We start from the raw sequence: 24,512 nt of genomic DNA, 5'->3' as shown, positions 1-24,512 counted from the left end.
ATAGCGGTCGGGAGGCAGGAGGTGCCAGGCGCGGCGCGCGACGTCGGTCCATGCCCGTCGCGCCCGGGGCCGTAGTTGCACATGTCGATGACCGTCTTCCCGGCCAGTGGCGCGGCGGGCAAGTTGAGGAAGGCCTTGACCGGCACCGTGACCACGACGATGTCACCGGCCGCCGCGGCCTCCCCGTTCGTCGCCGCGGACGCCCCAGGCCCCAGTTCCGCGGCCGTGTCCGCGAGCGTTTCGGGCCCGCGCGAGTTGCTGAGCACGCTGAGCACGACCTGGTGCCCGGCCTCGATGGCGAGCCGCGCGATGGGACTGCCGATGTATCCGCTTCCGCTGAATTCCACAGTCGTCATATTCTCGGCGTCCCTCCGGAAGAGCCGAACTGTTGCCCTTTTCCGGACTCGTTGCGATTCGGTCCCTGCCGTCAGGTGGCGGAGAAGTAATGGCCGTTGTCCAAATCGGCGAGAAGGCTGGGCTGAGCGGGTTCCCAGCCGAGGGTCCGGCGGGTGATGAAGTTGGACGCCGGGTAGTTCTGCGTGACTATGTTCGCGAGGAACCCAAAGTATCCCGGCACCATCAGTACGTCCGCGGGAACGCTCACGGCGGGCAGGCCCAGACGGCTGCCAATGGCCTCGGCGATCTCGCGGAGCGGGATGGCCCCGTCCCCAACCGCGTGCCAGTATTTGCCGGCCGGCCCCTTTTCCAGCGCCAAGCGGAACAAGGAGGCGACATCGCGGACGTGCACGGCGTTCCACAGGTTCGTGCCGTCTCCGGGGTAGCCGACGAAACCCTTCTCCTTCGCGAGCGCGATCAGCTGCACGAGGAAGCCGGCACGATCGGTCGTGCTGTGCGCGATGTTGGCAATCCGCACGACCGAAGACCGCACTCCCCGCTCAGCGAGGCTGATTACGGCGGTTTCCACGACGTTGCGAACCCGCAGGGTGCCCTTGTACTCATCGCCGCCGGGAAGGGCCGGGTCCTCCTCGGTGGCCGGCCGGCCCAGGTTCCCTGGCGAGCCTATGCTCCCCGCCGCGACCAGCGGCTTTCCGGTTCCCGCCAGTGCCTCGCCGTACGCGAGCATGATCGGGAGCTCCGCGGCGGCCACGGCGTCGATCCCGCCGGAGGGAAGCAGGTCTTGCCTGTGCGCGACGTGGATGACGCCGTCGGAGTCCGCGGCCGCCTCCTTGAGCCCGTCGAGATCCTCGAGGTCGCCGCGACGCACCTTCGCGCCGAGCGCGGACACCGCCGCCGCGGCCGTGTCCGACCGGGCCAGGCCGGTGACCTCATGTCCGGCGGTGATGAGCTCGGGGATGATGTACGAACCGGAATGGCCGGTCCCGCCAGTGACGAAAACGCGCATGCGACTGTCCTTGTGAGATGAGGTGGAGGGGCTGTTCTTCTCGTGCCGTAGATCGACTGGCGTGATGTGGCGCGAGAAATGGTGGTGCGGGTGCGCTCAGCCGAGAATGCTGACGCCGAGGAAGAAGTTGGTGTGCTTGACGGAATGGGCGACGAGGCCCAGTTGCAACAGGGCGACGTTCTCCAGTGCCCGCGCCATTGCCAGCCGCCCGGTGTCCATCGGGCGCAGTCCCAGGCTCTCGATGAACGCCGACACGCGTGTCTTTGCCTGCGCGTCGTCACCGGCGATGAACACGTCCAATGGGCGACCCTCGGCTGGACCGGCCGCCAGAACGTGGGAGAACAGGGTGTTGAACGCCTTGACGACATGCGCGCCGGCGGGGGCGGTTTTGGCGATCTCCTGCGCGCCGGAACTGCCGTCGGGGGTGACAAATCCCTGGAAATCGGGGGAGACGGGGTTGGTGATGTCGATGATGACCTTGCCCTGCAGTGCGTCCCCGTACTCGCTCACCACCGCCGCCGCGCCGGCGTACGGCACGGCGAGGACAACGATGTCCCCGGCCGGGGCGGCGCCGGCCGTCCCGACAGTGGCGCCGCCGAGCGCTGCGGCCAATTCCTTGGCCTTGGCCGGGTCGCGGCCGATGATCTCGACGGCGTTGCCGCCGGCGAGCGCCCGGCCGGCCAGGGCGCCGGCCATGTTTCCCAGGCCGATAATGCTGATGCTGCTCATTGGTGTGCCTGCTTTCTGGAGCTGGATAGGGGCTGCCATGCCCACCCCGTCGCTGTCAACGGTTATGTCGTCGACGCTGTTGAATGACGCGATGGACCGTGCTCAATTCCTGATGTGCTCATTCCGGGCCTGGGCCCTGCTATCAAATTCCGATGTCGAATTCTTATGCCGAATTCGCTTCGGCCCCATTGGGTACCTATTCAGGTTGCCATTGGCCTGAGTGGGTGTCCAAGACTTCTTTAAGCTGTGGTGATACCCTGAAGGCATCACCGTGCCAGGAGGCGCCATGGATCTGGACCTGCGCAAACTGCGTTACTTCGTCGCCGTGGCCGACCGGTTGCACTTCGGCCGCGCCGCCGATGAGCTGCATATCGCGCAGCCGGTGCTCAGCCGGCAGATCCGCGCGCTCGAGCAGGATCTCGGCGCCTCGCTGTTCACCAGGGACCGCCACGGCGTAGCGCTGACCGACGCGGACCGACAACTGCTGGCCGACGCCGGTCCGCTGCTCGCCTCCGTGCACGCGGTCCGCCGCCGAGTGTCCGTGGCCGCCCGCGGCAGCCGGCGGCTGATGGTCGGTTTCCGGGCCGGCATCCCGGTCATCCCGGCAGCGCGGGCGTTCGAGGCCCGGCACCCTGACGTGGTCGTGGACGTGCAGCGGATCGAATGGGACGACCAGGCCCCGATGCTGCTCGACGGCCGCATCGACGTCGGCTATGTGCGGCTGCCCATCGACGAGGCCGGCCTGCGCGTCACCCCGCTGTACACCGAGCCGCGGGTGGTGGTGCTGCCCGCCGGCCACCGGTTGGCCGGCAAGGAGGAGGTCACCGAGGCCGACCTGGCCGGTGAACCGCTGGTCTGGCATGCCGACCCGAGCACACAGCCCACCAGACGCCCGCACCCCAACGCCGGGTACCTGGTGCGCGGGGTGGACGAGACGCTCGAGCATGTCGCGGCCGGCCGGGGCATCTCGTTCCTGGCCCGGTCGGCGACCGTGTTCTACTCACATCCGGAAGTCGTCTATGTGCCCATCCCGGATCTGGCGCCCGACCAGGTGTGCCTCGCGGTGGCGGCATCGCGCACCTCGCCGGTGGTCAATGACTTCTTCACCGCGGCTCAGGCGACGGCCGAGATCACGGCAGAATGCGGGAACTACGAAATGTGGCAGCTTGGAGGCGATGCCGTTTCAAAGCTCGGTTGAGCAGCCCGGCTGCGGCGGCAACAGCAGCGCCAACAGGGAGCACGCGGCCACAGCAATGGTGAAGGCATTGAGCTCGGAGGCGGAGCCGATGTTGGCGCACCGTGAGAATCGACATCGTCGCGCAGGCCAAGAAGGAGATGGCCGCCGAGGACGGCTATCTCGCACCCCAGCGCCACCAGACACGTTGACTTATCGGGTTCCCTGCCGGCATCGATGTCGTTCGCCAGCAGCCGACGCCACATCTCCCCGGCAGCTTCAGACCCATGTGCGGTTCGGCTTCGCCAATGGCCGCATGGCTCCCCGGGCCGCCGAGCGCAGCGAGAGTTTCAGGGGCGTACCGTTCAAGCCACGCGGTTACCCGGCCCTGCGCACCCGAACTGTGAAGTTGTCCTCTTGGCGAGGCAACGACCGCTGGTGATCCATTGAAGAACCGTACGAGGGACCACTGGCAGGGATGGCGCGGAACGAGTTTCTGCAGACCATCTACGCCGCACAGCCGGCCCCCTGAGCACGCCACCAACGTCTGGCACGCTCCCCTAGTCCCTGATCCCCAGGTCCTCTCGCATCAACGTCCGCATCGTCACCAGCCGAGGCTCCGCGCGCTTGACCTCGACGAGTAGGCGCTCCACGTTCTCCCCGTCACGCGCGAGGCCGCGGTCGATGCGCTTGGCCGCCGCGTCCACCCCCGCGAGGACCTTGTTGAGTTCCCGTGACGCCTCCATGATCCGCAGCGGGACGATCATCTGGGCTGCCGCGTAGCGGTCGCGGTACTCCCTGCGGGACTCCTCGAGACGGGTGCGGTCCTCCTCGATGTAGACGCCGTCGCGAATGCGGTGCAGGGCGTCCTTGAGGAGCGTGTGGAACTGCTCGGAGGCACGGTTCATGGCCGTGTACGCCTCTCGGCGCTCCTCGAACGACCTCCTACGGTCGGCGAGTTCGGCCTCGGTGGCGCGGGCGCGGGCGTTGAAGCGTTGCGGGAGCACCGCGCCGAGGAGAGCCCCGCCGAGGCCCGCCGCCGCGGTGATCGCACTCGCTATCGCGTCTGACATGCGCGGACCCTATCGTGATCCGCATGGCTCGCTGCCCGTCGCCGGAGGCGGGAACTGTTCCCGAGCGGACCTCTTGTGATGGTGCGCAGGACTTGCGACGAGTTGGCGTCTGCGGTGGCCGGTGCGGGGTGGGTGAGGGTGAACAGGCCGGGTTCGGGTTAGGGTTCGGCAAGTGTGTGCGGTCAACCAGGTGCTTCCGGCTGGCGCGGACGCTCTCGGTGGACCGCGGCTCGGCACCGATGCCCAGCATCTCGCAGACCTCCTTCGCACGGAGCCCGTGCCCTGCTGCCCGAAGGCGGCCAGGACCTCGAGGTGGCTCGCGCAGTCGTCCGACCGTCTCGCGTACCAGCTGCTGACGGGTACCGGCTTCTATCTGGGAGTGCGCGAGATCGGAGTCTGTGGTCTTGATGTGGCCACGCAGGGAAAAGCAGCTGAGAAGCTGTGCTCATGATGGACAAGGCCGGTGGGGTTCAAGGTCAGTCGGTTTACCCGGGCAAGTACGCACGCGTTGAGCGTGAGAGACGGTTCCTGCTGGCCGAACCGCCGACGCCGTCGACGATGACGGTCACCCGTCTGATCACCGATCGGTATCTGGTGGGAACACGTCTGCGGCTGCGACGTGCGGATTTCTCCGACGGACGCTGCGAACGCAAACTCACTCAGAAAGTGCCGGTCTCTCGTCCCGGCGGTGTTCAGGGCCTGATCACTAACACCTACTTGTCCCCGACGGAGTACGACCTGCTCGCGTCGCTGCCGGCCGCGGTGCTGTCCAAGACGCGTTTCAGCGTGCCTCCCCTGGGCGTCGACGTCTTCGACGGTCCCCTGCGGGGTCTGGTCCTGGCTGAGGCCGAATTCACCACCGACGAGGGGGCCCAGTCCTTCGTCCCTCCTTCAGAGTGCGTGGCAGAGGTGACGGACGACGCCCGCTTCACCGGGGGACGACTTGTCGAGACCTCTCGCCAAGAGCTGCTCGGGTGGCTGGCCGAGTACGGGCTCCGCCCGCAGTGACATCAAAGACGACGCTCCTTCCGCCCGCGAGGAGCCCCAACGAGGCGAGCAGCAGCCCAGCGGTACCAACTACAGGTCCTCGGAGCTCTTGACCCGGCAGCCCTCGCCCGCCGCCCTCCCGTTCCCTGCCCGCCAGGCCCGGTCCTGACAGCGGACCTCCGCCCGCGCGTACGGCACCGCCACGGCCGCCCGCGAGCAGTACGGGTGCCGGCGCAGCCGGACCGACAGGACGTGGAGACACAGTCCGAGCACCGTCGTACGGGCCGGGCGGGGCACGGCGAGCGCGTCACAGGTGCGTCATCAGGCGGCTTGCGGCACCACCAGCTCGTGGGGAAGGCCAACGCGGTCCATACCTCAACGTGAGACACGCGTTCAAATTGCTTACCAAGTGGAGCCCTTACGTTCTCAACATGCGGCTCTTGCACTCCAGTCCAGGCACGTCAGGAGACCGAGCGTCACAAGCGTGCCTGACTGCGACACAACTCCTGTGTCACCACATCTACGCGGCAAGAACCTCGCGCCGCCCTCCTGGTGCTGTCCTGCCCCAAGACTGGAGAACTTCGTGCCCACCACCGTTACCGAGATCCTGCCCGCCGTGCTGACCGGCTTTCCCTCGATCGTGGACGCGCTGGCCTCCTGAGGTGCAGGCGGTGTCAGCGGCGGATTGGGCACGCACCGTTGTGGCTGAGGCAGGCGAGGGTCTCCCGCCGCGCGGGCTCTTGGCCGGTCCGTGGGTTCCCGTCGTGGTCAGCGGCCCGTGGCGGCGGGGTGGTTCTGGGCCGGGTCGAGACCGGTCATGAGTTCCGCGAAGGCCTGGGCGGCGGTTGGGGAGGTGAAGAGGCGGTCGAGGCGGGCGCGGGCCAGCCTGCGCAGGAAGGGGCCGCAGCCGGTGTCGTCGCCGGCGTCGTGGACCGTACGGGTCAGCCAGTGCGAGAACTCCTGGTCGCTCCAGACGCGCCGCAGGCACCGTTCGGAGTAGGTGCGCAGGCCGGTGTCGTCGTGGTCGCGGACGTGGTCGCGGATGGCGCGGGCGAGGAGATCGGCGTCGTACAGGGCGAGGTTCATGCCCTTTCCGCCCATGGGGGACACGATGTGGGCGGCGTCCCCGACGAGGTACAGGCGGCCGTACTGCATGGGGTCGTGGACGAGGCTGCGCAGCCGGAAGGTCTCGCGGTCGGTGATCGGGCCCGCGGTCAGGGCGGGGTCGGCGAGCCGGGTGCGCAGCGCGTCCCAGACGCGGGTGTCGGGCCAGGCGCCGGGGTGGTCGTCGGGCGGACACTGGAGGTAGTAGCGGCCGCTGTGCGGTCCACGGGGGAAGTGCGCGGCGAAGCCCTGCGGGCTGACCGCGAGCAGGGGGCGGGTGGGGGGCGGGGCGTCGGCATGGACGGTTAGCCAGCCGATGCCGTGGTCGAAGGTGTGGACGGTGAGGTGGTCGTCGGGGACGGCGGTGCGGGTGACGCCGTGCTCGCCGTCGCAGCCGGCGACGAAGGCACAGGTGATCGTGTGCACGGTGCCGTCGGCGGAGCGGTAGCGGACGGTGGGGCGGTCGCCGGTCAGGTCGTGCAGGGTGATGTCGGCCGTCTCGTAGCGCACCTCGCCGCCGTCGGCGAGGTGGGTGGCGGTGAGGTTTTGGACCAGGACCTGCTGGGGGCACAGACGCGCCCCGGGGCCCTCGGATCCGTCGCTGTCGTCGACGAGGTGGCTCTTGCCGTCCACCCGGAACTCCAGGACGCCGTCGTGGGGCGGACTGCCCAGCACCAGGTCGGCCAGCCCCCAGGACACGAACATCCGCACCGCGCGGCTCTCCACGATGCCGGCCCGCTGTCGCTGTGCCACGTGGTGGCGGCTGCGGCGCTCGAGGACGATGCTGTCGATGCCGGATCTGCGCAGCAGATTGGCGACCGTCAGCCCGGCCGGGCCCGCGCCGATCACCACGACGGTCGTGGATTCCGAAACCTCGTCCAACTTCCGCTCGCCCTGGGCCACTTGGCACCTCCGGGGTCAGCCTAGCGCCGAGTGGGGCCGGGCGAGGCGGCGTGCTTCGGGCTGGGGCGACGTGGTTGTGCGGGAACCGGGGACCTCCTTGCCGCCAACACCCTCGGCTACGGCCCCTCGGCAACGGGCCTGCGTTTCCTGCCACTTACGGGCACCTCTTCGTCACCGCGCAGATCACGACCGCACCGGCCGACCGGCTGCCGCCGCCGCTGACCATCGGCGGCAGCTTCGGGCCCACGGCGGACGGGCCGGTGCTGACGGCCCGGCTCGACGGCGGCTCCCGGTGGGCCGCGCTGATCGCCGGCTACGTGGGCGCCAGTGGCGGGCTGTGCGCGGACAATGCCGCCGCCTCCCGTGTGAGCTGCGCTGTGCCGCTCAGGGCTTGTCGGCGGGACCCTGGAGGTCGGCTTCCTCGGGGAGGATCACCATGTCGATCTCCTTCCGGCCGAGGAGCGGACCCAGGGCCAGGCCGCGCTCCGGCGGCCAGAACTCGGGCTTCTCACCGGGTACGGGATCGTCCCCGCCTTCCAGCCACAGCCCCTCGCCTCCGCCGGGCGTGAAGAAGGACACCATGTGCGCCTGTTCGCCGGTGCGGTTGCGGAACCGGTGCCGCGTGCCCCTCGGCACGAAGACGAAGTCTCCGGCGTTCGCCACGAAGATCTGATCGCCGTTCAGGAATTCCAGCGCACCCGAGATGACGTAGAAGGACTCGTCGGCGGCCCGGTGCACATGTGCGATCGGTCCGCCGCCCGGGGGCACCCAGCAGACGGTGAGGCCTACTGCGCCGTCGGTGGACTCGGCCGGCGCCATGGTCTCGTAGACGTCGCCGGACATCCACTTGACCACGCCCATCCCTGCGGGGACGTGCAGGACGCGCGGACGGTAGTAGTCCGCCGTCTCGGCGCCGTCGGTCAACGGTATGGAACTCATGTCGTTTCCTTCGAGGTGTTGGACGTCGTCGTGCCAGGCGGGTCGCCGCCTGGAGAACTTGGGGTACGGCGCGGGTCAGCGCACTCCGAAGTGGCGTGCCTGCTGAGTGGCTGCCCGGACGCCGTCGGTGAAGGGTTCGCCGTGGCCGGGCAGCAGCAGGTCCGCCGGCAGCTGGTCGAGACGGTCGAGGGCGGCGAGCGCGGCCTTGCTGTCGTGGGTGAAGCAGCGGCTCACGATCGAGGGTCCGGTGTGACCCGACAGCCCGTCCGCGGTGACCAGGGCGTCGCCGGTGAAGAGCAGCCCGCGGTCGGCGAAGTGGTAGGCGGCGCTGCCGGGGGTGTGACCGGACAGCACGACGGCCTGCGGGGCACCGGGGACGTCCTCCAGCACCTGGTCGCCGTAGAAGACCCGCGTGTTCTGGACGGCGGGAGCGGTGAAGGCTCCCGCGCGGGCCAACTGGAGAGGCATGGCCAGTGCGGCCGGCCTGCGCAGGAGGTAGGGGAGCATCGAACGCTCGGGCTTGGCATGGCGATTCACGCTGCGCGGGCCGTCGTGCAGGATCGCGGCGTCCCGATCGTGGATCCAGATGTCGGCTCCGGCCTCCTGGAGGGTGTGGGCCAGGCCGGTGTGGTCGAGGTGGCCGTGGGTCAGGAGCACGGCACGGATGTCGGCGACGGAACGGCCGAGGCCGGCCAGCAGCCCGCGCAGCTGATCCAGATGCGCGGGCACACCCGCGTCGATCAAGGTGAGACCGTCGGGGCCCTCGATCAGGTAGAAGTTGATGCCGTGATCGCCGAGGCGGTGGACGCCGGGTGCCACCTGTGTGGGCGCGGGACGGGACATAAGGACCTCCAGCAACCTGCCAGAATTCAATACAGCGGACTGTATCAAATTGGGAGGGTGCACCGATGCCAGGCGAGACACCACGCCGCCCCTACAACTCCGAGCGCCGGCGGGAGGCCGCCCGCCGCAATCGCGCCGCGGTGTTGGCGGCCTGCGGTGAGCTGCTCTTCCGGGACGGCTACCACGCCACGACCGTGCGCGCCGTGGCCGAGGGGGCGGGTGTCTCACCCGAGACCGTGTACAAGACGTTCGGCGGCAAGCCGGGCCTGGTGAAGGCCCTGTGGGACAGCACGCTGGCCGGCGACGACGAGCCGGTGCCCATGGCGGACCGTCCCGAGGTGCGGGCGATCCTGCGGACGAGCGAGCCGGACGCCAAGCTCCGGCTCTATGCTGCGTACGTGCGCGGTATCCATGAGCGGATCGCCGCGCTGTTCACCCTGCTGACCCAGGCGGGGCCGGACGTCGGGGAGGTGCTGGAGATGGCCGAAGGGGAACGGCTCACCGGCGTCACCTCGTTCGTCACCCACCTCGACGAGACCGGTGCGCTGGATCCGGCAGCGGATCCGGCGCACCTGGCGGACGGCCTCTGGGCGCTGGCCGGACCGCAGCTGTACACGCAGCTCACAGCGGGGCGGGGCTGGTCGGCCGACACCTACGAGGAGTGGCTGGCCGGCACGCTCATCGCCACGTTCCTGCGGCCTGCTCGCCCGAAGCGGTAGGCCTTCGGCCGGGCGGCGGAGCAGCAGGGGCCGTGCGGCCGTGCCTACGCGGCCAGGGTCTCGTCCTCGCGGGCGCTGCCCCCGCGGCCGGAGCGGTAACCCTGCAACAGGCTGTCCGCCGCATGCAGGGCCTGCTCCACGTCGGTCGCTCCGGTCATCACGCACAGCGTGTACGTGGCGTCCTCCAGCAGGCGGCTGGTGCGGCCGGTGGGGCGTACGTCGTGCTCGATGCGCGCGTCGGCGAACCGGGCCAGTGCGGCACGCAGTTCCTTCTCCGCCGGAAGAATCATGACGATTCCCACTCCCCCAAGCTCGGCTCGCGGACACGTCGACGCCACCGCGAGGCACAGGTCGCACGGGCGGCGTCCTGCGCCACCCTTCGACGCGGAACCGCGCCGAGTGAACCTCCGTCTGCCCCGCGACCAGACGTCCATACCTGGAGAGTTGAGAGGTCCGCCGCGGAGGGGTGGACGGTGTCACGGGCCGGCCCTGTACGTGACGCCAACAGAGATGGTCACGCCTCAGCGGCCCGGAAAGTCGCGCTCTCAGGTCGAGTTGGCCACAGCCACCTGCCGCACGGCACCGACGGAAGCCCAGGACACCTGTCAAACCCGGGGCAGTTCACCGCACATCAGGTTGCCGGGCTCGCGGGGGTCGTCGCTGGTCCAGAACCGGGTCCGCAGGGCGGCGAATTCCGGGCGGCTGAGGTAGCCGTCGCCGTCCTGGCCGAGGCGGTCGAACTCACACAACGCCGAGGAGATGCTGTCCGCAGGCGCCACTCCCCCAACGGCGCACGCGGTCAATGACCCACAGACCGACGAGACCGCCGACGCCGTGGTAGTGCGGCAGCCGTATGCGCGCCGCCCTCGCACCTCACCCCCGGCCTCACGAGATCCGCTGTTCGGTCTCCAGCCGGGCATCCCAGCGATCCCGATCACAGAACTTGAGAGCCAGATCCGTCACCCACGAACGCCGAACGAGCGGCAGCGGGGACACCGGCCACATCTGTCATGTTCACACCTTGACGGCCTTGGTATAGACCTTTAGCTTTCCCGATGTCAGGTCGTCCCGACGTGCGTCCTGTCGGTGTCCGCCACACCTACGTGCCACCTCGGAAAGGCTTCCCCACCCCCCATGGCTGCTCGCTCTTCCTTCCTCGCCACCGCGTTACGCGGTACTCCTCTCATAGCCCTGCTGGCCCTGTCGCTCAGCCCGTTGACCGCGGCACCGGCGGCCGCGGCGACCGGCACGGTCACGGGCCTGGCCGGCAAGTGCCTCGACGTCGCGGGCGCCGGCACTGCCGACGGCACCCCGGTGCAGCTCTACGACTGCAACGGCACCAGCGCCCAGCAGTGGACCCCAGGCGCCGACAACACCCTGCGCGCCCTGGGCAAATGCCTCGACGTCACCGGCAACTCCACCGCTGACGGCGCCAAGGTCCAGCTGTGGTCCTGCACCGGCGCCGCCAACCAGCAATGGACCGTCACCGCCGCCCACGACATCGTCAACCCCGCCGCGAACAAGTGCCTCGACGTCACCGACCGCTCCTCCGCGAACGGTGCGCGGATACAGATCTGGACCTGTACCGGCGCCGACAACCAGAAGTGGAACGCGCCCGCGGACCAGGGCGGCGAACAATGCTGGGCCACGCATTACGGCCCCCAACCGCCCGGTGCCCTGACCGCCAGCGGCGAGGTCTTCGACAACAACGCCGACACGGCCGCCACCTCACTTTCCCGCCAGCCTCAACTGCCCTTCGGTACGCGCGTCCAGGTCACCAACGTCGCCAACGGCCGGTCCCTGACCGTTCGGGTCAACGACCGCGGCACGTTCGCCCAGACTCCGCAGGAGCCCAAGTGCCTTGATCTGACCGACGGCGCGTTCAGCCGGCTCGGCGGCGTCCTCGACCCCGATGCCGGACACATCGTCGTGACCCAGCAGGTCCTCGGCTGAGACGTCTGCCCTCGCAGGCCGGTCACGCACTCCCACCCCCCTCGTTCCACGTCAGGAGCAGCTCTCCATGCGCCTTCCTCTCCTCATGTCCCGCCTTCGCGGGCGCACCGCCCTCTTCCGGCTGACGCTGGGCGTCGTCCTCGCCGCCGTCCTGTCCGCCCTGTTCACCGTCGCCCCGGCCCAGGCGGCGACCGGCCAGATCACCGGGCTGGCCGGCAAGTGCGTCGACGTGGCCGGCGCGAGCAGCGCCAACGGCACCGCCGTCCAGCTCTACGACTGCAACGGCACCGGTGCCCAGAGCTGGTCCAACAGCGGCGACGGCACTCTGCGCGCGCTCGGCAAGTGTCTGGACGTGACCAGTGGCGGCACCGCGGACGGCACGACGGTCCAGCTCTACGACTGCAACGGCTCCGCCGCCCAGCAGTGGGCCGTCAGCTCGGCCAACGACATCGTCAACCCACAGGCCAACAAGTGCCTGGACGTGACCGGCAACAACTCGGCCAACGCCACCCGGCTGCAGATCTGGACCTGCTCGGGCGGCGCGAACCAGAAGTGGAGCGCCCCCGCGAGCGGCGGTGGCGGCGGCACTCCCTCGGGCTTCGTGGTGAGTGAGGCCCAGTTCAACCAGATCTTCCCGAGCCGGAACTCGTTCTACAGCTACAGCGGCCTGACCGCTGCCCTGTCGGCCTACCCGGGCTTCGCGAACACCGGCTCCGACACCGTCAAGAAGCAGGAGGCCGCCGCCTTCCTCGCCAACGTCAGTCATGAGACCGGCGGGCTGGTGTACGTGGTCGAGCAGAACACCGCCAACTACCCGACGTACTGCGACTGGAGCCAGTCCTACGGCTGCCCGGCCGGACAGGCCGCCTACTACGGGCGCGGCCCCATCCAGCTGTCCTGGAACTTCAACTACAAGGCAGCCGGCGACGCGCTCGGCATCGATCTCCTCAACAACCCCTGGCTGGTGCAGAACGACTCGGCCGTGGCCTGGAAGACCGGCCTGTGGTACTGGAACACCCAGAGCGGCCCCGGGACGATGACCCCGCACAACGCCATGGTCAACGGCGCCGGCTTCGGCCAGACGATCCGCTCGATCAACGGCTCCCTCGAGTGCGACGGCCGCAACCCGGCCCAGGTCCAGAGCCGCGTCGACGCCTACAACCGCATCACCTCCATCCTCGGGGTCAGCCCCGGCAGCAACCTGTACTGCTGATCACGTCGGAGCCTCCCCGCACGGCGGACCGGTGGAATCCCCCACCGGTCCGCCGGTGCTCCCGCGGCCGGTTCTTGCGGTGGGTATCCGCAGCCGGTGCCCACCCTGGGACGACCGTTGCCCGACCAGCGCGGGCAGGCCGGATACCGACCGCCTGGTGCCGGACGGCTGCGTGCCGGACGGGTGGGTTCTGGGGTGGGGAGTGGCCGGATACCAGCTTCCCGCCGACGCCGGTCCACCCACGTTCCGGCCGGACGCAGTGTGTGTCACCTGCTCGAGCCACTCCGTACCGAGGCCCGCTTGGGCGAACGTCGAACCCAAGCCCCAGCCGTCCGAGACACCATGTGCTTCCACTGACCGATCCGGGCGTCACCCTGCTCGACGCCGTCACGGTTGCTCATCGACTGGGCAGGCACTCACCACGACGGCATCTGCGCCCCAAGGTGAAGCCGGGGCGGCCCGCTGCCGGGGAAGGTGGCGGATGTCGAGCGCGGTGCCACAACCGGCTCATCGCCTGTACGGCGCCCGTGCTCAGGTACCGCAGAGCGGCCCCATGGACATCGCCCGGAGCAGCCGCGGCCGCTCCGGCGCTCGCCCTCGTCTTTGATCTCGGAGCTCTCGGCGTGGGCTGACCGAGCGCTGCGCGTTCTTCGGCGAACGACCTTATTGCATACGAGACATGGGCGCGCCGACGACGGCGCGAACTCCCCCCGACCGGCACCTCACGCGTGCACGGTCGACTCGCACGGCGGCGTACGAGTATCGATGAAACGATGCGCCATCCTATTGACGCCGCTCATCAACTTTCATACATTTCCACCGCATTAACGGTTTGAAACGATTCAATCACTCGCCTGCCACCGCGACCGGCCGGGAGCTCCCGGCCCCGTCCGCAGCTCACCGAGCCGTTCTGCTTCGCCCGACGCGCGTGAAGGAGTACTCCGTTGGCCAGTCAGACCACACCCCCCGCCCCTGGCTCACCCGACTCACCCGGTTCGTCCGACTCCGGCTCGCGCACGCCACACGAGGAATCCCCGGTCAGCCGACGTGGCTTCCTCGGCACGGCGTCGGCGCTGGCGGCGGGTGCTCTCGCCGCGGGAGCCGTCGGCACGTTCGCCGGCCGCGCGCAGGCGGCCACCGGAACATCCGCGGTCGGGCCCGTCGGGCTGTCCCCGGCCCACTGGATCTGGTACCCGGAGGGGCATCCGGGCTCCGACGCCCCCGCCGGACACCGCTACTTCCGCACGAGCTTCACCGTCGCCGAGGGCGAGGTGACCGACGCGCAGCTCGTCGTCACCGGCGACGACTCCGTCGACGTATGGCTCAACGGGAGACCCCTCGCCGGCTCCCCCAGAGTCGCCCGGTCCTGGCGCGACGCCCTGTACGTGGACCTGCGGCCCGCCGTGACCGCGGGGACCAACACCATCGCACTGGCGAGCCGGAACGAGGGCGGCGCGGCCGGCGTCCTAGGACGGATCCGCGTGCAGACCACCGGTGGCACGACCGATGTCGTCACCGACGGCCGCTGGTCGGCGGGCAAGGACGTGCCCGCGGGATGGGAACAGCCCGGCTTCACCGACGACGGCTGGCCGGCCGCCCGGGATCTCGGCGCCTACGGTACGGCCCCCTGGTACACCGGGGTCGCCGCTCCCGACCTCTCGTCCCCGTCGCCGCTGAGCGTGGCCGCCGGCACCGTGGAGCATCGCGCCCTTCCCCTGGGCGTGGACGCGGCACATCCGCGCTTCGGCTGGGTCCTCGACTCTGCGGAGCGGCAGCAGCGTCAGGGCGGCTATCGGATCCAGGTCTCGGCCACCGCCGAGGGCTCCGGTGAACTGTGGGACAGCGGGCGTGTCGCGTCCGACCGGCAGATCGACATCGCCTACGCCGGCGAGCCGCTGAAGAGCCTGACCCGCTACTTCTGGCGGGTGCGCGTCTGGGACACACAGGGCCGGGCGGCCGCCTGGAGCAGGCCGAAGTGGTTCGAGACCGGGCTGCTGGCGCCCGCACAGGAGTGGTCCGCCGCGTTCATCGGGCGGCCGCCGGGCCCGGATCTCTCGGGCGCCACCTGGATCTGGTACCCGGAGGGCGACCCCGCGTCCCAGGCACCCGTCGCGACCCGCTCTTTCCGGCGCACCTTCACGCTGGCGGACGCTCCCGCCGCCGCGAGCCTGATCGTGACCGGGGACGACACCGCGGACGTCTGGGTCAACGGAACCCAGGTGAGCACCTCACGACGCGTGACCGACTCGTGGAAGAGCGCCGCGACGGTCGATGTCACCGCGCATCTCAGGAGCGGCGCCAACACCCTCGCGGTCGCGAGCCGGAACACGACCCTCTCCCCGGCCGGGCTGATCGCCAAGCTCACGGTGACGGGCGGCCCGACAGTGGTCACCGACGATGCGTGGAAGTCGCACCAGGACCCGCCCGCGGACTGGCAGAGCCCCGGATACGACGACAGCGCCTGGCCCGCCTCACGCGCGCTCGCCCCGTACGGCAGCGGCCCGTGGGGATCGAACGTCCAGGTCGTTGGGCCGGCGCCGATGCTGCGCAAGAGCTTCAGCGTGCGGGGGCGGGTCGCCTCGGCACGGCTGCTGACCACCGCGCTGGGTCTTCACGAGACGCGGCTCAACGGCAGGAAGGTCGGCGAGGACGTGCTGGCCCCCGGGTGGACCGACTACGCGAAGCGCCTTCAGTACAAGGTGTTCGACGTCACCGCGCACATCCGGCGGGGCGCCAACGTGCTCGGTGCGTGGCTCGGCAACGGCTGGTACTCCGGGAACATCGGCTTCGCCGGCAGCCGGCACTACGGCACCCAGCCGTTCTACGGCGCACAACTGCTCATCACCTACACCGACGGATCCACCCAGCTGGTGACGACGGACCGCAGCTGGAAGACGGCCACCGGCGCGATCACCGCGGACGATCTGTACCAGGGCGAGTCCTACGACGCGCGCCTGCACGTCGAGGGCTGGGACTCGCCGGGCTTCGACGACAGCGGCTGGGCCGCCGTCGCCGTCCACGACGGGGCTGTCCCGCGGCTGGTGGCACAGGTCGACAACGGTGTCACCGTGCAGCAGGAATTCCGTCCGGTGTCGGTGGCCGAGCCGCAGCCGGGGGTGTGGATCTTCGACTTGGGGCAGAACTTCGCCGGCTGGAACCGCATCGCGGTCCGCGGCGACGCCGGCACCACGGTCACCGTCCGGCACGGCGAGGTCCTCAACCCCGACGGGACGCTCTACACCACCAACCTGCGCGCCGCCCAGGCCACCGACTCCTTCACCCTCGCCGGTACCGGGAGCGTGGAGACGTACGAGCCCCGGTTCACCGTCCACGGCTACCGTTACGTCGAACTCAGCGGCCTGCCGTCCGGTTTCCGGCCGGACGCCACCACCGTCACCGGTCGCGCGGTGTGGACGGACGCCCGGCGGCCGGGCTCGTTCGGCGCGTCGGACGCGCTGCTCAACAAGCTCCAGCACAACATCGTGTGGGGCGAGCGCAGCAACATGCTCTCGATCCCGACCGACTGCCCCCAACGGGACGAGCGGCTGGGCTGGACGGGTGACATCGCCGCCTTCTGCGCGACCTCCACCTTCAACCTGGACACGCACGCCCTCCTCGCCAAGTTCGTCGACGACCTGGCGGACGCCCAGCAGGCGAACGGCGCCTTCACTGATGTCGCGCCCGCGGTGATCGGCGGCTCCGGCACGGCCGGATGGGGAGACGCCGGAACGGTCATTCCGTACACGTTGTGGCAGCGCTTCGGCGACCTCGGCGTCGCGGACCGGCACTTCACGGCGATGGCCCAGTGGGTGGACTATCTGCGCGACACCTCCGGCAGCGACCTGATACGCGATCAGCAGACCTACGGCGACTGGCTCAACGTCAACGACAACACGGCCCAGGACCTCGTCTGCACGGCCTACTTCGCCTGGTCGGCCCGCCTGGTGTCGCGTATGGCGGCGGCCACCGGCCGCAGCGCCGAGGCCACGTCCTACGGGCAGCTCGCCGACCAGGTCGCGGCCGCCTTCCGCGCCCGCTTCGTCTCCGACGACGGCACGGTCCGCGGCAACACCCAGACCGGCTATGTGCTGGCCCTGGCCTTCGAGCTGCTGCCCGCGTCCCTGGTCCGGGCCGCCGCGGACAAGCTCGCCGCGAAGGTCGCGGCCACGGACGGACACCTCAGCGTCGGCTTCCTCGGCGTGGAGAACCTCCTGCCCGTGCTGGCGGACCACGGTCATGTCGAGACGGCGTACCGGATCCTGCTGCAACGCGGCTTCCCCGGCTGGGGCTACATGATCGACCACGGGGCCACCACGATCTGGGAGCGCTGGGACGGCATCCGCACCGACGGTTCGTTCAACGACCCGGGCATGAACTCCTTCAACCACTACGGCCTCGGCTCGGTCGGCGACTTCCTCTACCGCCAGGTCGGCGGCCTCGGCCCCGCGAGCCCTGGTTACGCCTCCCTGCGCATCGCGCCGCGGCCCGGCGGCGGCGTGACGTCCGCCGTCAGCACGTACGACACCCCGTACGGCAGCGCGGCGAGCAGCTGGGCCGTCTCCGGCGGCCGGTTGAGGCTGCACGTCACCGTGCCCGTCAACACCTTCGCCGCCGTCACCGTGCCCACCTCACGGCCGGAATCGGTGGTCGCCCCGGCGCAGGCCGTCCCCGCGGGCCCGGCGAACTACCATCTGCCGGCCGGGCACTACACCTTCACGGCGGTCGTCTGACCACCAGGAGAGTTCGCGGGGACGGGGCGCACGCGCCGTCCCGCACCGCTGCCACGGTCGCCGCGGCCGTCGCAGAGTTCGGGCACGCTGTCAGTCTCCTCGCGGTCGGGCCGCACGGCCCGACCGCGAGGGCACGGCCTGCGCCTGTCGGCGACGGTCTTCAGGCAGTGACTGCACCGTCCGGCGTGCCGGGCGTGTAGCGGGCCCGCATGGCGTGGCCGGCGGCGGGGCCGGCCGTGAACACGTAGGTCTGGCTGTCGTCGAGGCGGCGGCCGGTCTTGGCATCGACGACCACGGGTTCGACTTCTTCGCCGCTGTCGGCATCGACCAGGACCATGCTGCGCTGCTCGGGGGCGAGGCGGGAGTTTCCCCATGCGGCGAGTGTGATGATCACCGGGCGCAGGGAGCGGCCCAGGTCGGTCAGGACGTACTCGTGGCGGACCGGGTTGGTCTGGTACGGGCGGCGTTCCAGCAGGCCGTCGGCGACGAGCCTCTTCAGACGTGCGGTGAGCATGCTGGTGGAGATGCCGAGGTTCTCCTGGAACTGGTCGAAGCGGGTGTACCCGTCGAAGGCGTCGTGGAGGAGCAGGAGCGTCCACCATTCGCCGACGTGCTGCGCGGTCGTGGACAGCGGGCATTCGAGGTCTTCTGCCCTGATGCGGCTTGTCAAGGTTGACCATCCCCAGAGAGTTACTGCTAAAGTCGAAGTTACTAGCTTCTATTTTAGCAGTAACGACGGGCGTGAGGCTCCTGCCTGCCCACGCCCGGGAACGGGACCCATCATGGCCACCCCCACCCCAGCAGTCAGCGAATCGCTGCAGGGCCGACGCGCCCTGGTCACCGGCGGCACGAAAGGAGTCGGCGCAGCCGTCGCACGACGCCTGGCCCAGGCCGGCGCCACCGTGCTGGTGACCGCGCGCAGCCGACCGGACGACATCGCGGCCCCGGAGATGATCGCCGCAGACCTGGCCGCCCCCGAGGGGGCCGCCACCGTGGTCGAGGAAGCCCTCCGCCGCCTCGGCGGCATCGACATCCTGATCAACAACCTGGGCGGCTCGGACGCGCCCTCGGGCGGATACGCGGCGCTCGACGAGGACGACTGGACCAGGGAGCTGAACGTGAACCTCCTGGCCGCCGTCCGCCTGGATCGCGGCCTGCTGCCCCGCATGATCGAGTCCGGGCGTGGCGTCATCATCCACGTCTCCTCGATCCAGCGCCGCATGCCGCTGTGGAACGGCACCCTCGCCTACGCGGCCGCCAAGGCCGCCCTGACCACCTACAGCAAGGGGCTGGCCAACGAGGTCGCCCCGCACGGTGTCCGCGTCAACACGGTCGCCCCCGGCTTCGTCCGGACCACCGCCGCCGACCACCTGGTCGCCCGTATCGCCGAGAACGCGGGCACCACCCAGGAGGCGGCCCTGAAACAACTCATGAACTCCCTCGGAGGTATCCCCCTGGGCCGCCCCAACCTCCCCGAGGAAGTCGCCGAACTCGTCGCCTTCCTCGCCTCCGACCGCGCCTCCGCCATCGTCGGCGCCGAGCACGTCATCGACGGCGGCACCATCCCCACCGTGTGACCCCTCCCCCAGGAAACCACCATGCACACCGACCGGCCCCAGAACATCGACCCCGACGCCCTCCCCGAAGTGATCACCCGTTACCTCGATGCCCACCGCGTCCGCGACACGGCCACCGCGCGCAGCGCCTTCCATCCAGGCGCCAGCGTGACCGACGACGGCAAGACCCACCGAGGCTCCCCCGCGATCGAGACCTGGCTGACCCGTGCCGCCGGCGAGTACACGTACACGACCGAACTCACCGGCGTGCAGAAGGTCGGCACCGACCACTACGTCGCCACCCACCACCTCGAAGGCGACTTCCCGGGCGGCATGGTGGACCTGCACTACCGCTTCACCCTCAGCGACGGCCTCATCGAGAACCTCGTCATCGAACCCTGACCAGCTCCCACGGCTGAGGGACCATCCACCGAGCCACGCAGCTCGCTTTGAGAAGTGACAAAGATAAATCCGATGTGCGTGAGCTGTTGGACTCGGGAATCGAGCCAGGGCACAGTAGGCACGTTCGCCCCCGAACGGCATGAAACCCACTGTCACCTGCGGAGACCCCCATGAACCACGTCGCGGACCCCGAGCGGTACAACGGCACGATGCGCTACCGGCGCACCGGGCGCTCGGGCCTCGACCTGCCCGTCCTGTCCCTGGGCTACTGGCACAACTTCGGCGACGACCGGTCGTTCGAGAGCCAGCGGGACATCGCGCTCCGCGCCTTCGACCTGGGAATCACCCACCACGACCTGGCCAACAACTACGGGCCGCCCTACGGCTCCGCGGAACTCAACTTCGGGCGGCTGCTGAAGCAGGACCTCGCGCCCTACCGGGACGAGCTGGTCGTCTCCACGAAGGCCGGCTGGGACATGTGGCCCGGCCCCTACGGGCAGGGCGGTGGCTCCCGCAAGTACCTGCTGGCCTCCCTCGACCAGTCCCTGCGGCGCACTGGCCTCGACTACGTCGACATCTTCTACTCCCACCGTCTCGACGCGAGCACGCCCCTGGAGGAGACGATGGGCGCGCTGGACACCGCCGTCCGCCAGGGCAAGGCCCTGTATGTCGGGATTTCCTCCTACGACGCCGAGCGCACCCGGCAGGCCGCCGCGATCCTGCGGGAACTGGGGACGCCCCTGCTCATCCACCAGCCGTCGTACAGCATGGTGAACCGCTGGATCGAGACGGACGGGCTGCTCGACGCGGCGCAGGAAGAGGGCTTCGGCGTCATCGGGTTCACGGCGCTGGCGCAGGGCCTGCTCACCGGACGCTACCTTGACGGCATCCCGGAGGACTCGCGGGCCGCGGCCGGCACGTCGTTCGACACGGACTGGCTGTCGGACGACATGGTGAACAGGCTCCGCGCCCTCAACGCCGTCGCCCAGCGCCGTGGGCAGACCCTCGCGCAGATGGCGCTCGCCTGGGCACTGCGTGACAAGCGGGTCACCTCGCTGGTCATCGGCGCGTCGCGTACCGAACAGCTCGAGCAGAACGTCGCCGCGCTGGAGAACCTGGAGTTCACGGCGGAGGAGCTGGCCGAAATCGACACGTACGCGGTCGACGGCGGCGTCGACCTGTGGCACGACGCCCGGACCGGAAAGATGAACTGAGGCCGTACATCGGCCGGCGGCCTGTGCGGCCTCAGCTCCGGCGGCCTCGTCGGCGCACGGTCAGGCGAAGGCGAGCGAGCGGAACGTGTTGCGGACCTGGATGAGGGATCCGTAGTCCCTGGTGCTGTAACGCGTGTTGGTCAGCAGGATGGCCCAGCGGCCCTGATCGGGGGACAGCCATGCGCCTGCCGCGCCGGAGCCGTAGGGCTCCCAGATGTCGTCGGTCCCGGGGACCGTTCCCGGGGCCGGGCGCCTGAACAGTCCGAGGTGCCGCAGACTCCGCCGAGCAGCCGCGCCGGCAGTCCGTGGGCGGTGCCCCGCAGGCGAGCCCCGGTGATGTCGTCGAGTTCGGTCGGCGCGCACCGGGCGGTCGCTTCGTCGGGCAGAGGGCCGTAGCAGGTGCGTGTCATGCCGAGGGGCTGCCACACCTCGGTGGCCGCGAGGACGTCGAGGCGCCGGCCGGAGAGCTCTTCGGCGAGGTAGCCGAGGACGAGGGCGGCGCGGTCGGTGTACTCCACGGCCTCCCCCGGCGGACGGTGCACGGTGTCGTGGAGGATGCCGTCGCGGCCCAGCGGATGGCCGCGCACCTCGGACCAGAACTCACCCACGTTGCTCGTCGAGGTGCAGCTTGCCGACTTCGACGAGGGATCCGATGGACGTCCACACCGCGAGGATCTCCGTGCGTCCTTCGACGTCGAAGACGGTGTCGTGCCGCATCGGTTCGTCGGGCCGGTCGGGATCCATGACCCCCGGGGTGCCGAGGGTCATGTTTCCGGAGCGGTCGCCCACGGCCCAGACGGCACCCGGGTAGACCTTGTCGCGGGCACCGCCCGCCGACCGGCTGAGGTCGCGCCGCCAACCGGCGGGTTCTGCGTGCCGGTCGCCCGGAGGCCTGCTCCCGCGGGGGTAGGCATCGACCCGGGCATGCGACGAGCGGAGCGCACATGATCCGGGTGCTGGTGGTCGACGACGAAGCGTTGATCCGTACGGGTTTCACGCACATCCTCGAAGCGGCGGACGACATCGAAGTCGTCGCGGCGGTACCCGGAGGCCAGGCCGTGCAGGCCGTGCGGGAGCTGTGCCCCGACGTGGTCCTGCTCGACATCCGGATGCCGGACGTGGACGGGCTGACGATCCTGGCCGAACTCCGCCGTATGCCGAAGGCCCCGGTCGTCGCCATGCTCACCACGTTCGACACCGACGAGTACGTGGCGACCGCCCTGCGTTCGGGCGCCGCCGGATTCCTGCTCAAGGACACCGATCCCGAGCAGCTTCCCTACCTGGTGCGTACCCTGGCCGAGGAAGGGACCGTGCTGTCGTCCAAGGTCACCCGGCTGGTGGTGGGCGGCTACCTCGACAACAGCGTCCGTGAACCCACCGCCGTCCGTCTGACCGCTCGCCTCACCGAGCGTGAGCGGGCCGTGCTGGTCCTGATGGCCGAAGGACTCGCCAACAACGAGATCGGCGAACGGCTGCATCTGAGCACCGGCACCATCAAGGGCCATGTCACCGGCGTGCTCGGCAAACTGCGGGTCAGCAGCCGTGTCCAGGCGGCTCTGATCGCCGAGCGTGCGGGCCTGCTCACCCACGCACAGGACGAGGGCGCCCGATGAGCCCCCGCCAGCCGCGGACCGCGCTCATGGACATCTGTCTCGTCGGGATGGCGCTGGCTGACGCATGGGTTCACGTCGACATCGAGGACCGGGCCACCACTGCCTGCGCGTTGCTCGGCGCCCTCGCCCTGGTGCTGCGTCACCGGCTGCCTCTGACGACCTTCGTCCTCACGCTCCCCACCGGCCTGGTCACCGACGCGGTGGTCGCCCCCACGGTCGCGCTGTACACGTTGTCCTCCCTGAATCGCCACCGTTTCCTGTTGGGCGGCTGCGCGCTGCTCTACGCGATCATCGACTTCCTGCCCTGGCCGTGGTCGTCCCTCGACGCCACCGAGCTGTCCCAGACGAACAGCCTGTTCCACCTCAGCTACACGCTGGCCACCGCTGCCGCTCCCGTCTTCCTGGGCCAGCTCGTCCAGGCCCGACGCGAGCTCTCGCTGCGGCTCGCCGACATCTCCGAGGCCCGCAGGCAGGAACGGCTGCTGACCGCTCAGAGCGTGCTGGCGAAGGAGCGTGCCCAGCTTGCGCGGGAGATGCACGACGTGGTCTCCCACCAGGTCAGTCTCATCGCCGTACAGGCCGGAGCGCTCCAGGTGGGCGGCCGGGATGCCGAGACGAGACAGGCCGCGGCCACGATCCGCCGCCTGAGCGTGCAGACCCTGGAAGAGCTGCGGCACATGGTCGGCGTGCTGCGGGCCTCCGGCAGCAGGCCCACGGAGCTCACCCCGCAGCCTTCGCTCGCCGACCTGGAGCACCTGCTGGAGGCCGGCGGCATCGAGGCGAAGCTGGAGACCGACGTGCCCGAGGAGCTGCCGCCCACGGTGCAGCGGGCCGTCTACCGGACCGTCCAGGAGGCGCTGACCAACGTCCGCAAACACGCCCCCGGCGCCGCCGTGACCGTCCGCATCGGGCTCAGGGAGGGTGTCCTGTGCGCCACGGTCACCAACACCGCCCCCACCCGAAGCCCGCTCGCCCTGCCCAGCGCCCATCACGGCCTGGCGGGTCTGGCCCAGCGGGCGGAGCTCCTCGGCGGAACCGTCACGTCCGGCCCTACGGACCAGGGTGGCTACGAGCTCCGGCTGGAGCTGCCCCTTGAGCCCGACCGGTGAACACCATCGCCGGGCGAAGCGCAACCGGTGACCGGTGCCCGGTTCCGGCCAGGTCGGGCCGCAGGGGCAGGCCGGCCGGTCGGCGGGGTGGTTTCGGACACCTGGCGGATGGTGCCGCAGGGGGGCCTGGACCGACCGTGGAGCACGTGAGGCACGGCGTACCGGCAGCCTCCGCACCGTCCGAAGCCACGCCCGGCCAGGAAAGAGGTAGGTCCCATGTCGATCCACCTGACACTTCTGTGCGCGCCCGGCGGTGACCCCACTCTGGACCCGCTCCTCGGCGACGCCCATCTGAGCGAGGACAGCATGCATATGGCAGGCGCCGCGAGAGCAGTGCTCTCTCCCCGCGAGCCGGCCGTCCGGGCGCCTTCGATCCGTTGCTCGGAGACGGCTGACGCCATCGGTCTCGTGGCATCGTCCGAACCCATGCTGCGCGATCTCAATGTGGGCAGGTGGTGCGGTCGCACTGTCGGCGAGGTCGCCGCGACCGACCCCGACGGGTTCACCGCCTGGCTCACGGATCCGGATGCCACGCCGCACGACGGCGAGTCCGTACGACAGCTCTGCCGCCGGTCGGCGGACTGGCTGAGCAGCATGGCGCCGCACACGGGCCAGGCGGTGGCCATCACTGAAGCAGCCGTCATCCGGGCCGTGCTCATCGATGCCCTGGCCGTCCCGGCAAGGGCTTTCTGGCATCTCGCCGTACCACCCCTGTGCGCGGTCTTCCTCACCTGGCGAGGCGGCTCCTGGGATGTCCAGTTCGGCGGCGTCTCGCCCCAGGAGCCCCGGCGTCGGATTTTCTCCCAACGTACGCCGTTCGCGGTGGGGAGGGCCTGACCGGCGCAGTCCTTCGTGCTTGCCGAACGCGTTCCCATGTGTCCCGGCCGA

General features: G+C 70.0%; 23 protein-coding genes and 2 pseudogenes. 13 read left to right on the top strand and 12 right to left on the bottom strand.

Translation table 11 applies throughout. The annotated features are described in order from the left end of the window. Window positions 1-44 precede the first annotated feature (44 nt). The 3 genes and pseudogenes from ACGFZQ_RS15320 to ACGFZQ_RS15310 form a co-directional block, all read right to left on the bottom strand. A pseudogene (locus tag ACGFZQ_RS15320) lies at window positions 45-347 on the bottom strand (NADPH-dependent F420 reductase); the annotation flags it as partial. An 80-nt stretch (window positions 348-427) separates the two neighbouring features. Further along, a complete protein-coding gene (locus tag ACGFZQ_RS15315) occupies window positions 428-1,363 on the bottom strand; it encodes an SDR family oxidoreductase (RefSeq protein ID WP_393840767.1) in 936 nt (311 codons plus the stop codon). A 96-nt stretch (window positions 1,364-1,459) separates the two neighbouring features. Beyond that, a complete protein-coding gene (locus ACGFZQ_RS15310) occupies window positions 1,460-2,092 on the bottom strand; it encodes an NADPH-dependent F420 reductase (protein ID WP_393840766.1) in 633 nt (210 codons plus the stop codon). 286 nt (window positions 2,093-2,378) lie between these two features. Here ACGFZQ_RS15310 and ACGFZQ_RS15305 point away from each other — a divergent pair, with 286 nt between their 5' ends. After that, entirely contained in the window at window positions 2,379-3,290 is a 912-nt protein-coding gene (locus ACGFZQ_RS15305; protein ID WP_393840765.1) for a LysR family transcriptional regulator, read from the top strand. A gap of 536 nt (window positions 3,291-3,826) precedes the next feature. Here ACGFZQ_RS15305 and ACGFZQ_RS15300 read toward each other — a convergent pair. Continuing rightward, the gene (locus tag ACGFZQ_RS15300) at window positions 3,827-4,339 is read right to left on the bottom strand and encodes a hypothetical protein (protein WP_393840764.1); all 513 of its coding nucleotides are present in this window, start codon (window positions 4,337-4,339) and stop codon (window positions 3,827-3,829) included. 447 nt (window positions 4,340-4,786) lie between these two features. Between ACGFZQ_RS15300 and ACGFZQ_RS15295 the strand changes: the two genes are divergently transcribed. Further along, window positions 4,787-5,347 (top strand): hypothetical protein, encoded by a 561-nt coding sequence (locus ACGFZQ_RS15295; RefSeq protein WP_393840763.1) that lies wholly within the window; start codon window positions 4,787-4,789, stop codon window positions 5,345-5,347. Window positions 5,348-5,416: 69 nt separating this feature from the next. Here ACGFZQ_RS15295 and ACGFZQ_RS15290 read toward each other — a convergent pair whose 3' ends face one another. Next, window positions 5,417-5,623, bottom strand: a complete 207-nt coding sequence (locus ACGFZQ_RS15290; protein ID WP_393840762.1) for a hypothetical protein — start codon at window positions 5,621-5,623, stop codon at window positions 5,417-5,419. Window positions 5,624-5,834: 211 nt separating this feature from the next. On the opposite strand from ACGFZQ_RS15290, the gene ACGFZQ_RS15285 reads away from it, so the two are divergent. After that, window positions 5,835-5,987 carry a hypothetical protein gene (locus tag ACGFZQ_RS15285; RefSeq protein ID WP_393840761.1) on the top strand — a complete coding sequence of 51 codons (153 nt, stop codon included), beginning with the start codon at window positions 5,835-5,837 and terminating at the stop codon, window positions 5,985-5,987. Window positions 5,988-6,094: 107 nt separating this feature from the next. Here the strand turns inward: ACGFZQ_RS15285 and ACGFZQ_RS15280 are convergent, their stop codons facing one another. From ACGFZQ_RS15280 to ACGFZQ_RS15270, 3 genes are all read right to left on the bottom strand, one after another. Beyond that, window positions 6,095-7,312: a 4-hydroxybenzoate 3-monooxygenase gene (locus tag ACGFZQ_RS15280; protein WP_393840760.1), complete on the bottom strand. Its 1,218-nt coding sequence runs from the start codon at window positions 7,310-7,312 to the stop codon at window positions 6,095-6,097. Window positions 7,313-7,717: 405 nt separating this feature from the next. Continuing rightward, window positions 7,718-8,272 carry a cupin domain-containing protein gene (locus ACGFZQ_RS15275; RefSeq protein ID WP_393840759.1) on the bottom strand — a complete coding sequence of 185 codons (555 nt, stop codon included), beginning with the start codon at window positions 8,270-8,272 and terminating at the stop codon, window positions 7,718-7,720. 75 nt (window positions 8,273-8,347) lie between these two features. Then, a complete protein-coding gene (locus ACGFZQ_RS15270) occupies window positions 8,348-9,115 on the bottom strand; it encodes an MBL fold metallo-hydrolase (protein ID WP_393840758.1) in 768 nt (255 codons plus the stop codon). Between the two features lie 65 nt (window positions 9,116-9,180). Between ACGFZQ_RS15270 and ACGFZQ_RS15265 the strand changes: the two genes are divergently transcribed. Further along, entirely contained in the window at window positions 9,181-9,834 is a 654-nt protein-coding gene (locus ACGFZQ_RS15265) for a TetR/AcrR family transcriptional regulator (RefSeq protein ID WP_393840757.1), read from the top strand. A gap of 44 nt (window positions 9,835-9,878) precedes the next feature. On the opposite strand, the gene ACGFZQ_RS15260 is transcribed toward ACGFZQ_RS15265, so the two are convergent. Next, complete coding sequence (locus ACGFZQ_RS15260) at window positions 9,879-10,124, bottom strand: DUF5133 domain-containing protein (protein ID WP_393840756.1); 246 nt, start codon at window positions 10,122-10,124, stop codon at window positions 9,879-9,881. A gap of 315 nt (window positions 10,125-10,439) precedes the next feature. Then, window positions 10,440-10,613 carry a hypothetical protein gene (locus ACGFZQ_RS15255; protein ID WP_393840755.1) on the bottom strand — a complete coding sequence of 58 codons (174 nt, stop codon included), beginning with the start codon at window positions 10,611-10,613 and terminating at the stop codon, window positions 10,440-10,442. Window positions 10,614-10,968: 355 nt separating this feature from the next. Here ACGFZQ_RS15255 and ACGFZQ_RS15250 point away from each other — a divergent pair, with 355 nt between their 5' ends. The 3 genes from ACGFZQ_RS15250 to ACGFZQ_RS15240 all read left to right on the top strand — a co-directional run bounded on the left by ACGFZQ_RS15250 (window position 10,969) and on the right by ACGFZQ_RS15240 (window position 17,730). Then, window positions 10,969-11,787: a lectin gene (locus tag ACGFZQ_RS15250; RefSeq protein WP_393840754.1), complete on the top strand. Its 819-nt coding sequence runs from the start codon at window positions 10,969-10,971 to the stop codon at window positions 11,785-11,787. Window positions 11,788-11,872: 85 nt separating this feature from the next. Continuing rightward, the gene (locus tag ACGFZQ_RS15245) at window positions 11,873-13,000 is read left to right on the top strand and encodes a glycoside hydrolase family 19 protein (RefSeq protein ID WP_393840790.1); all 1,128 of its coding nucleotides are present in this window, start codon (window positions 11,873-11,875) and stop codon (window positions 12,998-13,000) included. Between the two features lie 944 nt (window positions 13,001-13,944). Beyond that, window positions 13,945-17,730 carry a family 78 glycoside hydrolase catalytic domain gene (locus ACGFZQ_RS15240; protein WP_393840753.1) on the top strand — a complete coding sequence of 1,262 codons (3,786 nt, stop codon included), beginning with the start codon at window positions 13,945-13,947 and terminating at the stop codon, window positions 17,728-17,730. Window positions 17,731-17,890: 160 nt separating this feature from the next. Here the strand turns inward: ACGFZQ_RS15240 and ACGFZQ_RS15235 are convergent, their stop codons facing one another. Then, window positions 17,891-18,400: a helix-turn-helix domain-containing protein gene (locus tag ACGFZQ_RS15235; RefSeq protein WP_351736589.1), complete on the bottom strand. Its 510-nt coding sequence runs from the start codon at window positions 18,398-18,400 to the stop codon at window positions 17,891-17,893. Between the two features lie 112 nt (window positions 18,401-18,512). Here ACGFZQ_RS15235 and ACGFZQ_RS15230 point away from each other — a divergent pair, with 112 nt between their 5' ends. The 3 genes from ACGFZQ_RS15230 (at window position 18,513) to mgrA (ending at window position 20,902) form a co-directional block, all read left to right on the top strand. Next, window positions 18,513-19,307, top strand: coding sequence for an SDR family oxidoreductase (locus tag ACGFZQ_RS15230; protein WP_351736591.1), 795 nt, complete (start codon window positions 18,513-18,515; stop codon window positions 19,305-19,307). Between the two features lie 21 nt (window positions 19,308-19,328). Next, on the top strand, window positions 19,329-19,688 hold the full coding sequence (locus ACGFZQ_RS15225; protein WP_393840752.1) for a nuclear transport factor 2 family protein: 360 nt from the start codon (window positions 19,329-19,331) through the stop codon (window positions 19,686-19,688). A 170-nt stretch (window positions 19,689-19,858) separates the two neighbouring features. Further along, window positions 19,859-20,902 (top strand): L-glyceraldehyde 3-phosphate reductase, encoded by a 1,044-nt coding sequence (gene mgrA / locus ACGFZQ_RS15220; RefSeq protein ID WP_393840751.1) that lies wholly within the window; start codon window positions 19,859-19,861, stop codon window positions 20,900-20,902. Window positions 20,903-20,962: 60 nt separating this feature from the next. Here mgrA and ACGFZQ_RS15215 read toward each other — a convergent pair. Next, window positions 20,963-21,730 (bottom strand): annotated as a pseudogene (locus ACGFZQ_RS15215) (serine hydrolase); the annotation flags it as partial. A gap of 116 nt (window positions 21,731-21,846) precedes the next feature. On the opposite strand from ACGFZQ_RS15215, the gene ACGFZQ_RS15210 reads away from it, so the two are divergent. The 3 genes from ACGFZQ_RS15210 to ACGFZQ_RS15200 all read left to right on the top strand — a co-directional run bounded on the left by ACGFZQ_RS15210 (window position 21,847) and on the right by ACGFZQ_RS15200 (window position 24,461). Continuing rightward, window positions 21,847-22,515, top strand: coding sequence for a response regulator (locus ACGFZQ_RS15210; protein ID WP_393840750.1), 669 nt, complete (start codon window positions 21,847-21,849; stop codon window positions 22,513-22,515). Then, complete coding sequence (locus ACGFZQ_RS15205; RefSeq protein ID WP_351736597.1) at window positions 22,512-23,624, top strand: histidine kinase; 1,113 nt, start codon at window positions 22,512-22,514, stop codon at window positions 23,622-23,624. The genes ACGFZQ_RS15210 and ACGFZQ_RS15205 overlap by 4 nt, the downstream gene beginning before the upstream one ends. A gap of 216 nt (window positions 23,625-23,840) precedes the next feature. Continuing rightward, window positions 23,841-24,461 (top strand): histidine phosphatase family protein, encoded by a 621-nt coding sequence (locus ACGFZQ_RS15200; protein ID WP_393840749.1) that lies wholly within the window; start codon window positions 23,841-23,843, stop codon window positions 24,459-24,461. Window positions 24,462-24,512: the final 51 nt, after the last annotated feature.

The sequence above is a fragment of the Streptomyces sp. NPDC048254 genome, assembly GCF_043201895.1.
Classification (GTDB): domain Bacteria; phylum Actinomycetota; class Actinomycetes; order Streptomycetales; family Streptomycetaceae; genus Streptomyces.
The sequence above is the reverse complement of the archived record's forward strand: the minus strand, read 5'-3'. Positions and strand labels throughout refer to the sequence as shown.

Excerpts from the sequence above, each read along its gene's own strand:
- ACGFZQ_RS15315 (WP_393840767.1), bottom strand. The coding sequence starts at position 1,363 with ATGCGCGTTTTCGTCACTGGCGGGACCGGCCATTCCGGTTCGTACATC.
- ACGFZQ_RS15310 (WP_393840766.1), bottom strand. The coding sequence starts at position 2,092 with ATGAGCAGCATCAGCATTATCGGCCTGGGAAACATGGCCGGCGCCCTG.
- ACGFZQ_RS15305 (WP_393840765.1), top strand. The coding sequence starts at position 2,379 with ATGGATCTGGACCTGCGCAAACTGCGTTACTTCGTCGCCGTGGCCGAC.
- ACGFZQ_RS15300 (WP_393840764.1), bottom strand. The coding sequence starts at position 4,339 with ATGTCAGACGCGATAGCGAGTGCGATCACCGCGGCGGCGGGCCTCGGC.
- ACGFZQ_RS15295 (WP_393840763.1), top strand. The coding sequence starts at position 4,787 with ATGATGGACAAGGCCGGTGGGGTTCAAGGTCAGTCGGTTTACCCGGGC.
- ACGFZQ_RS15275 (WP_393840759.1), bottom strand. The coding sequence starts at position 8,272 with ATGAGTTCCATACCGTTGACCGACGGCGCCGAGACGGCGGACTACTAC.
- ACGFZQ_RS15270 (WP_393840758.1), bottom strand. The coding sequence starts at position 9,115 with ATGTCCCGTCCCGCGCCCACACAGGTGGCACCCGGCGTCCACCGCCTC.
- ACGFZQ_RS15265 (WP_393840757.1), top strand. The coding sequence starts at position 9,181 with ATGCCAGGCGAGACACCACGCCGCCCCTACAACTCCGAGCGCCGGCGG.
- ACGFZQ_RS15260 (WP_393840756.1), bottom strand. The coding sequence starts at position 10,124 with ATGATTCTTCCGGCGGAGAAGGAACTGCGTGCCGCACTGGCCCGGTTC.
- ACGFZQ_RS15250 (WP_393840754.1), top strand. The coding sequence starts at position 10,969 with ATGGCTGCTCGCTCTTCCTTCCTCGCCACCGCGTTACGCGGTACTCCT.
- ACGFZQ_RS15245 (WP_393840790.1), top strand. The coding sequence starts at position 11,873 with ATGTCCCGCCTTCGCGGGCGCACCGCCCTCTTCCGGCTGACGCTGGGC.
- ACGFZQ_RS15230 (WP_351736591.1), top strand. The coding sequence starts at position 18,513 with ATGGCCACCCCCACCCCAGCAGTCAGCGAATCGCTGCAGGGCCGACGC.
- ACGFZQ_RS15225 (WP_393840752.1), top strand. The coding sequence starts at position 19,329 with ATGCACACCGACCGGCCCCAGAACATCGACCCCGACGCCCTCCCCGAA.
- mgrA (WP_393840751.1), top strand. The coding sequence starts at position 19,859 with ATGAACCACGTCGCGGACCCCGAGCGGTACAACGGCACGATGCGCTAC.
- ACGFZQ_RS15210 (WP_393840750.1), top strand. The coding sequence starts at position 21,847 with ATGATCCGGGTGCTGGTGGTCGACGACGAAGCGTTGATCCGTACGGGT.
- ACGFZQ_RS15205 (WP_351736597.1), top strand. The coding sequence starts at position 22,512 with ATGAGCCCCCGCCAGCCGCGGACCGCGCTCATGGACATCTGTCTCGTC.
- ACGFZQ_RS15200 (WP_393840749.1), top strand. The coding sequence starts at position 23,841 with ATGTCGATCCACCTGACACTTCTGTGCGCGCCCGGCGGTGACCCCACT.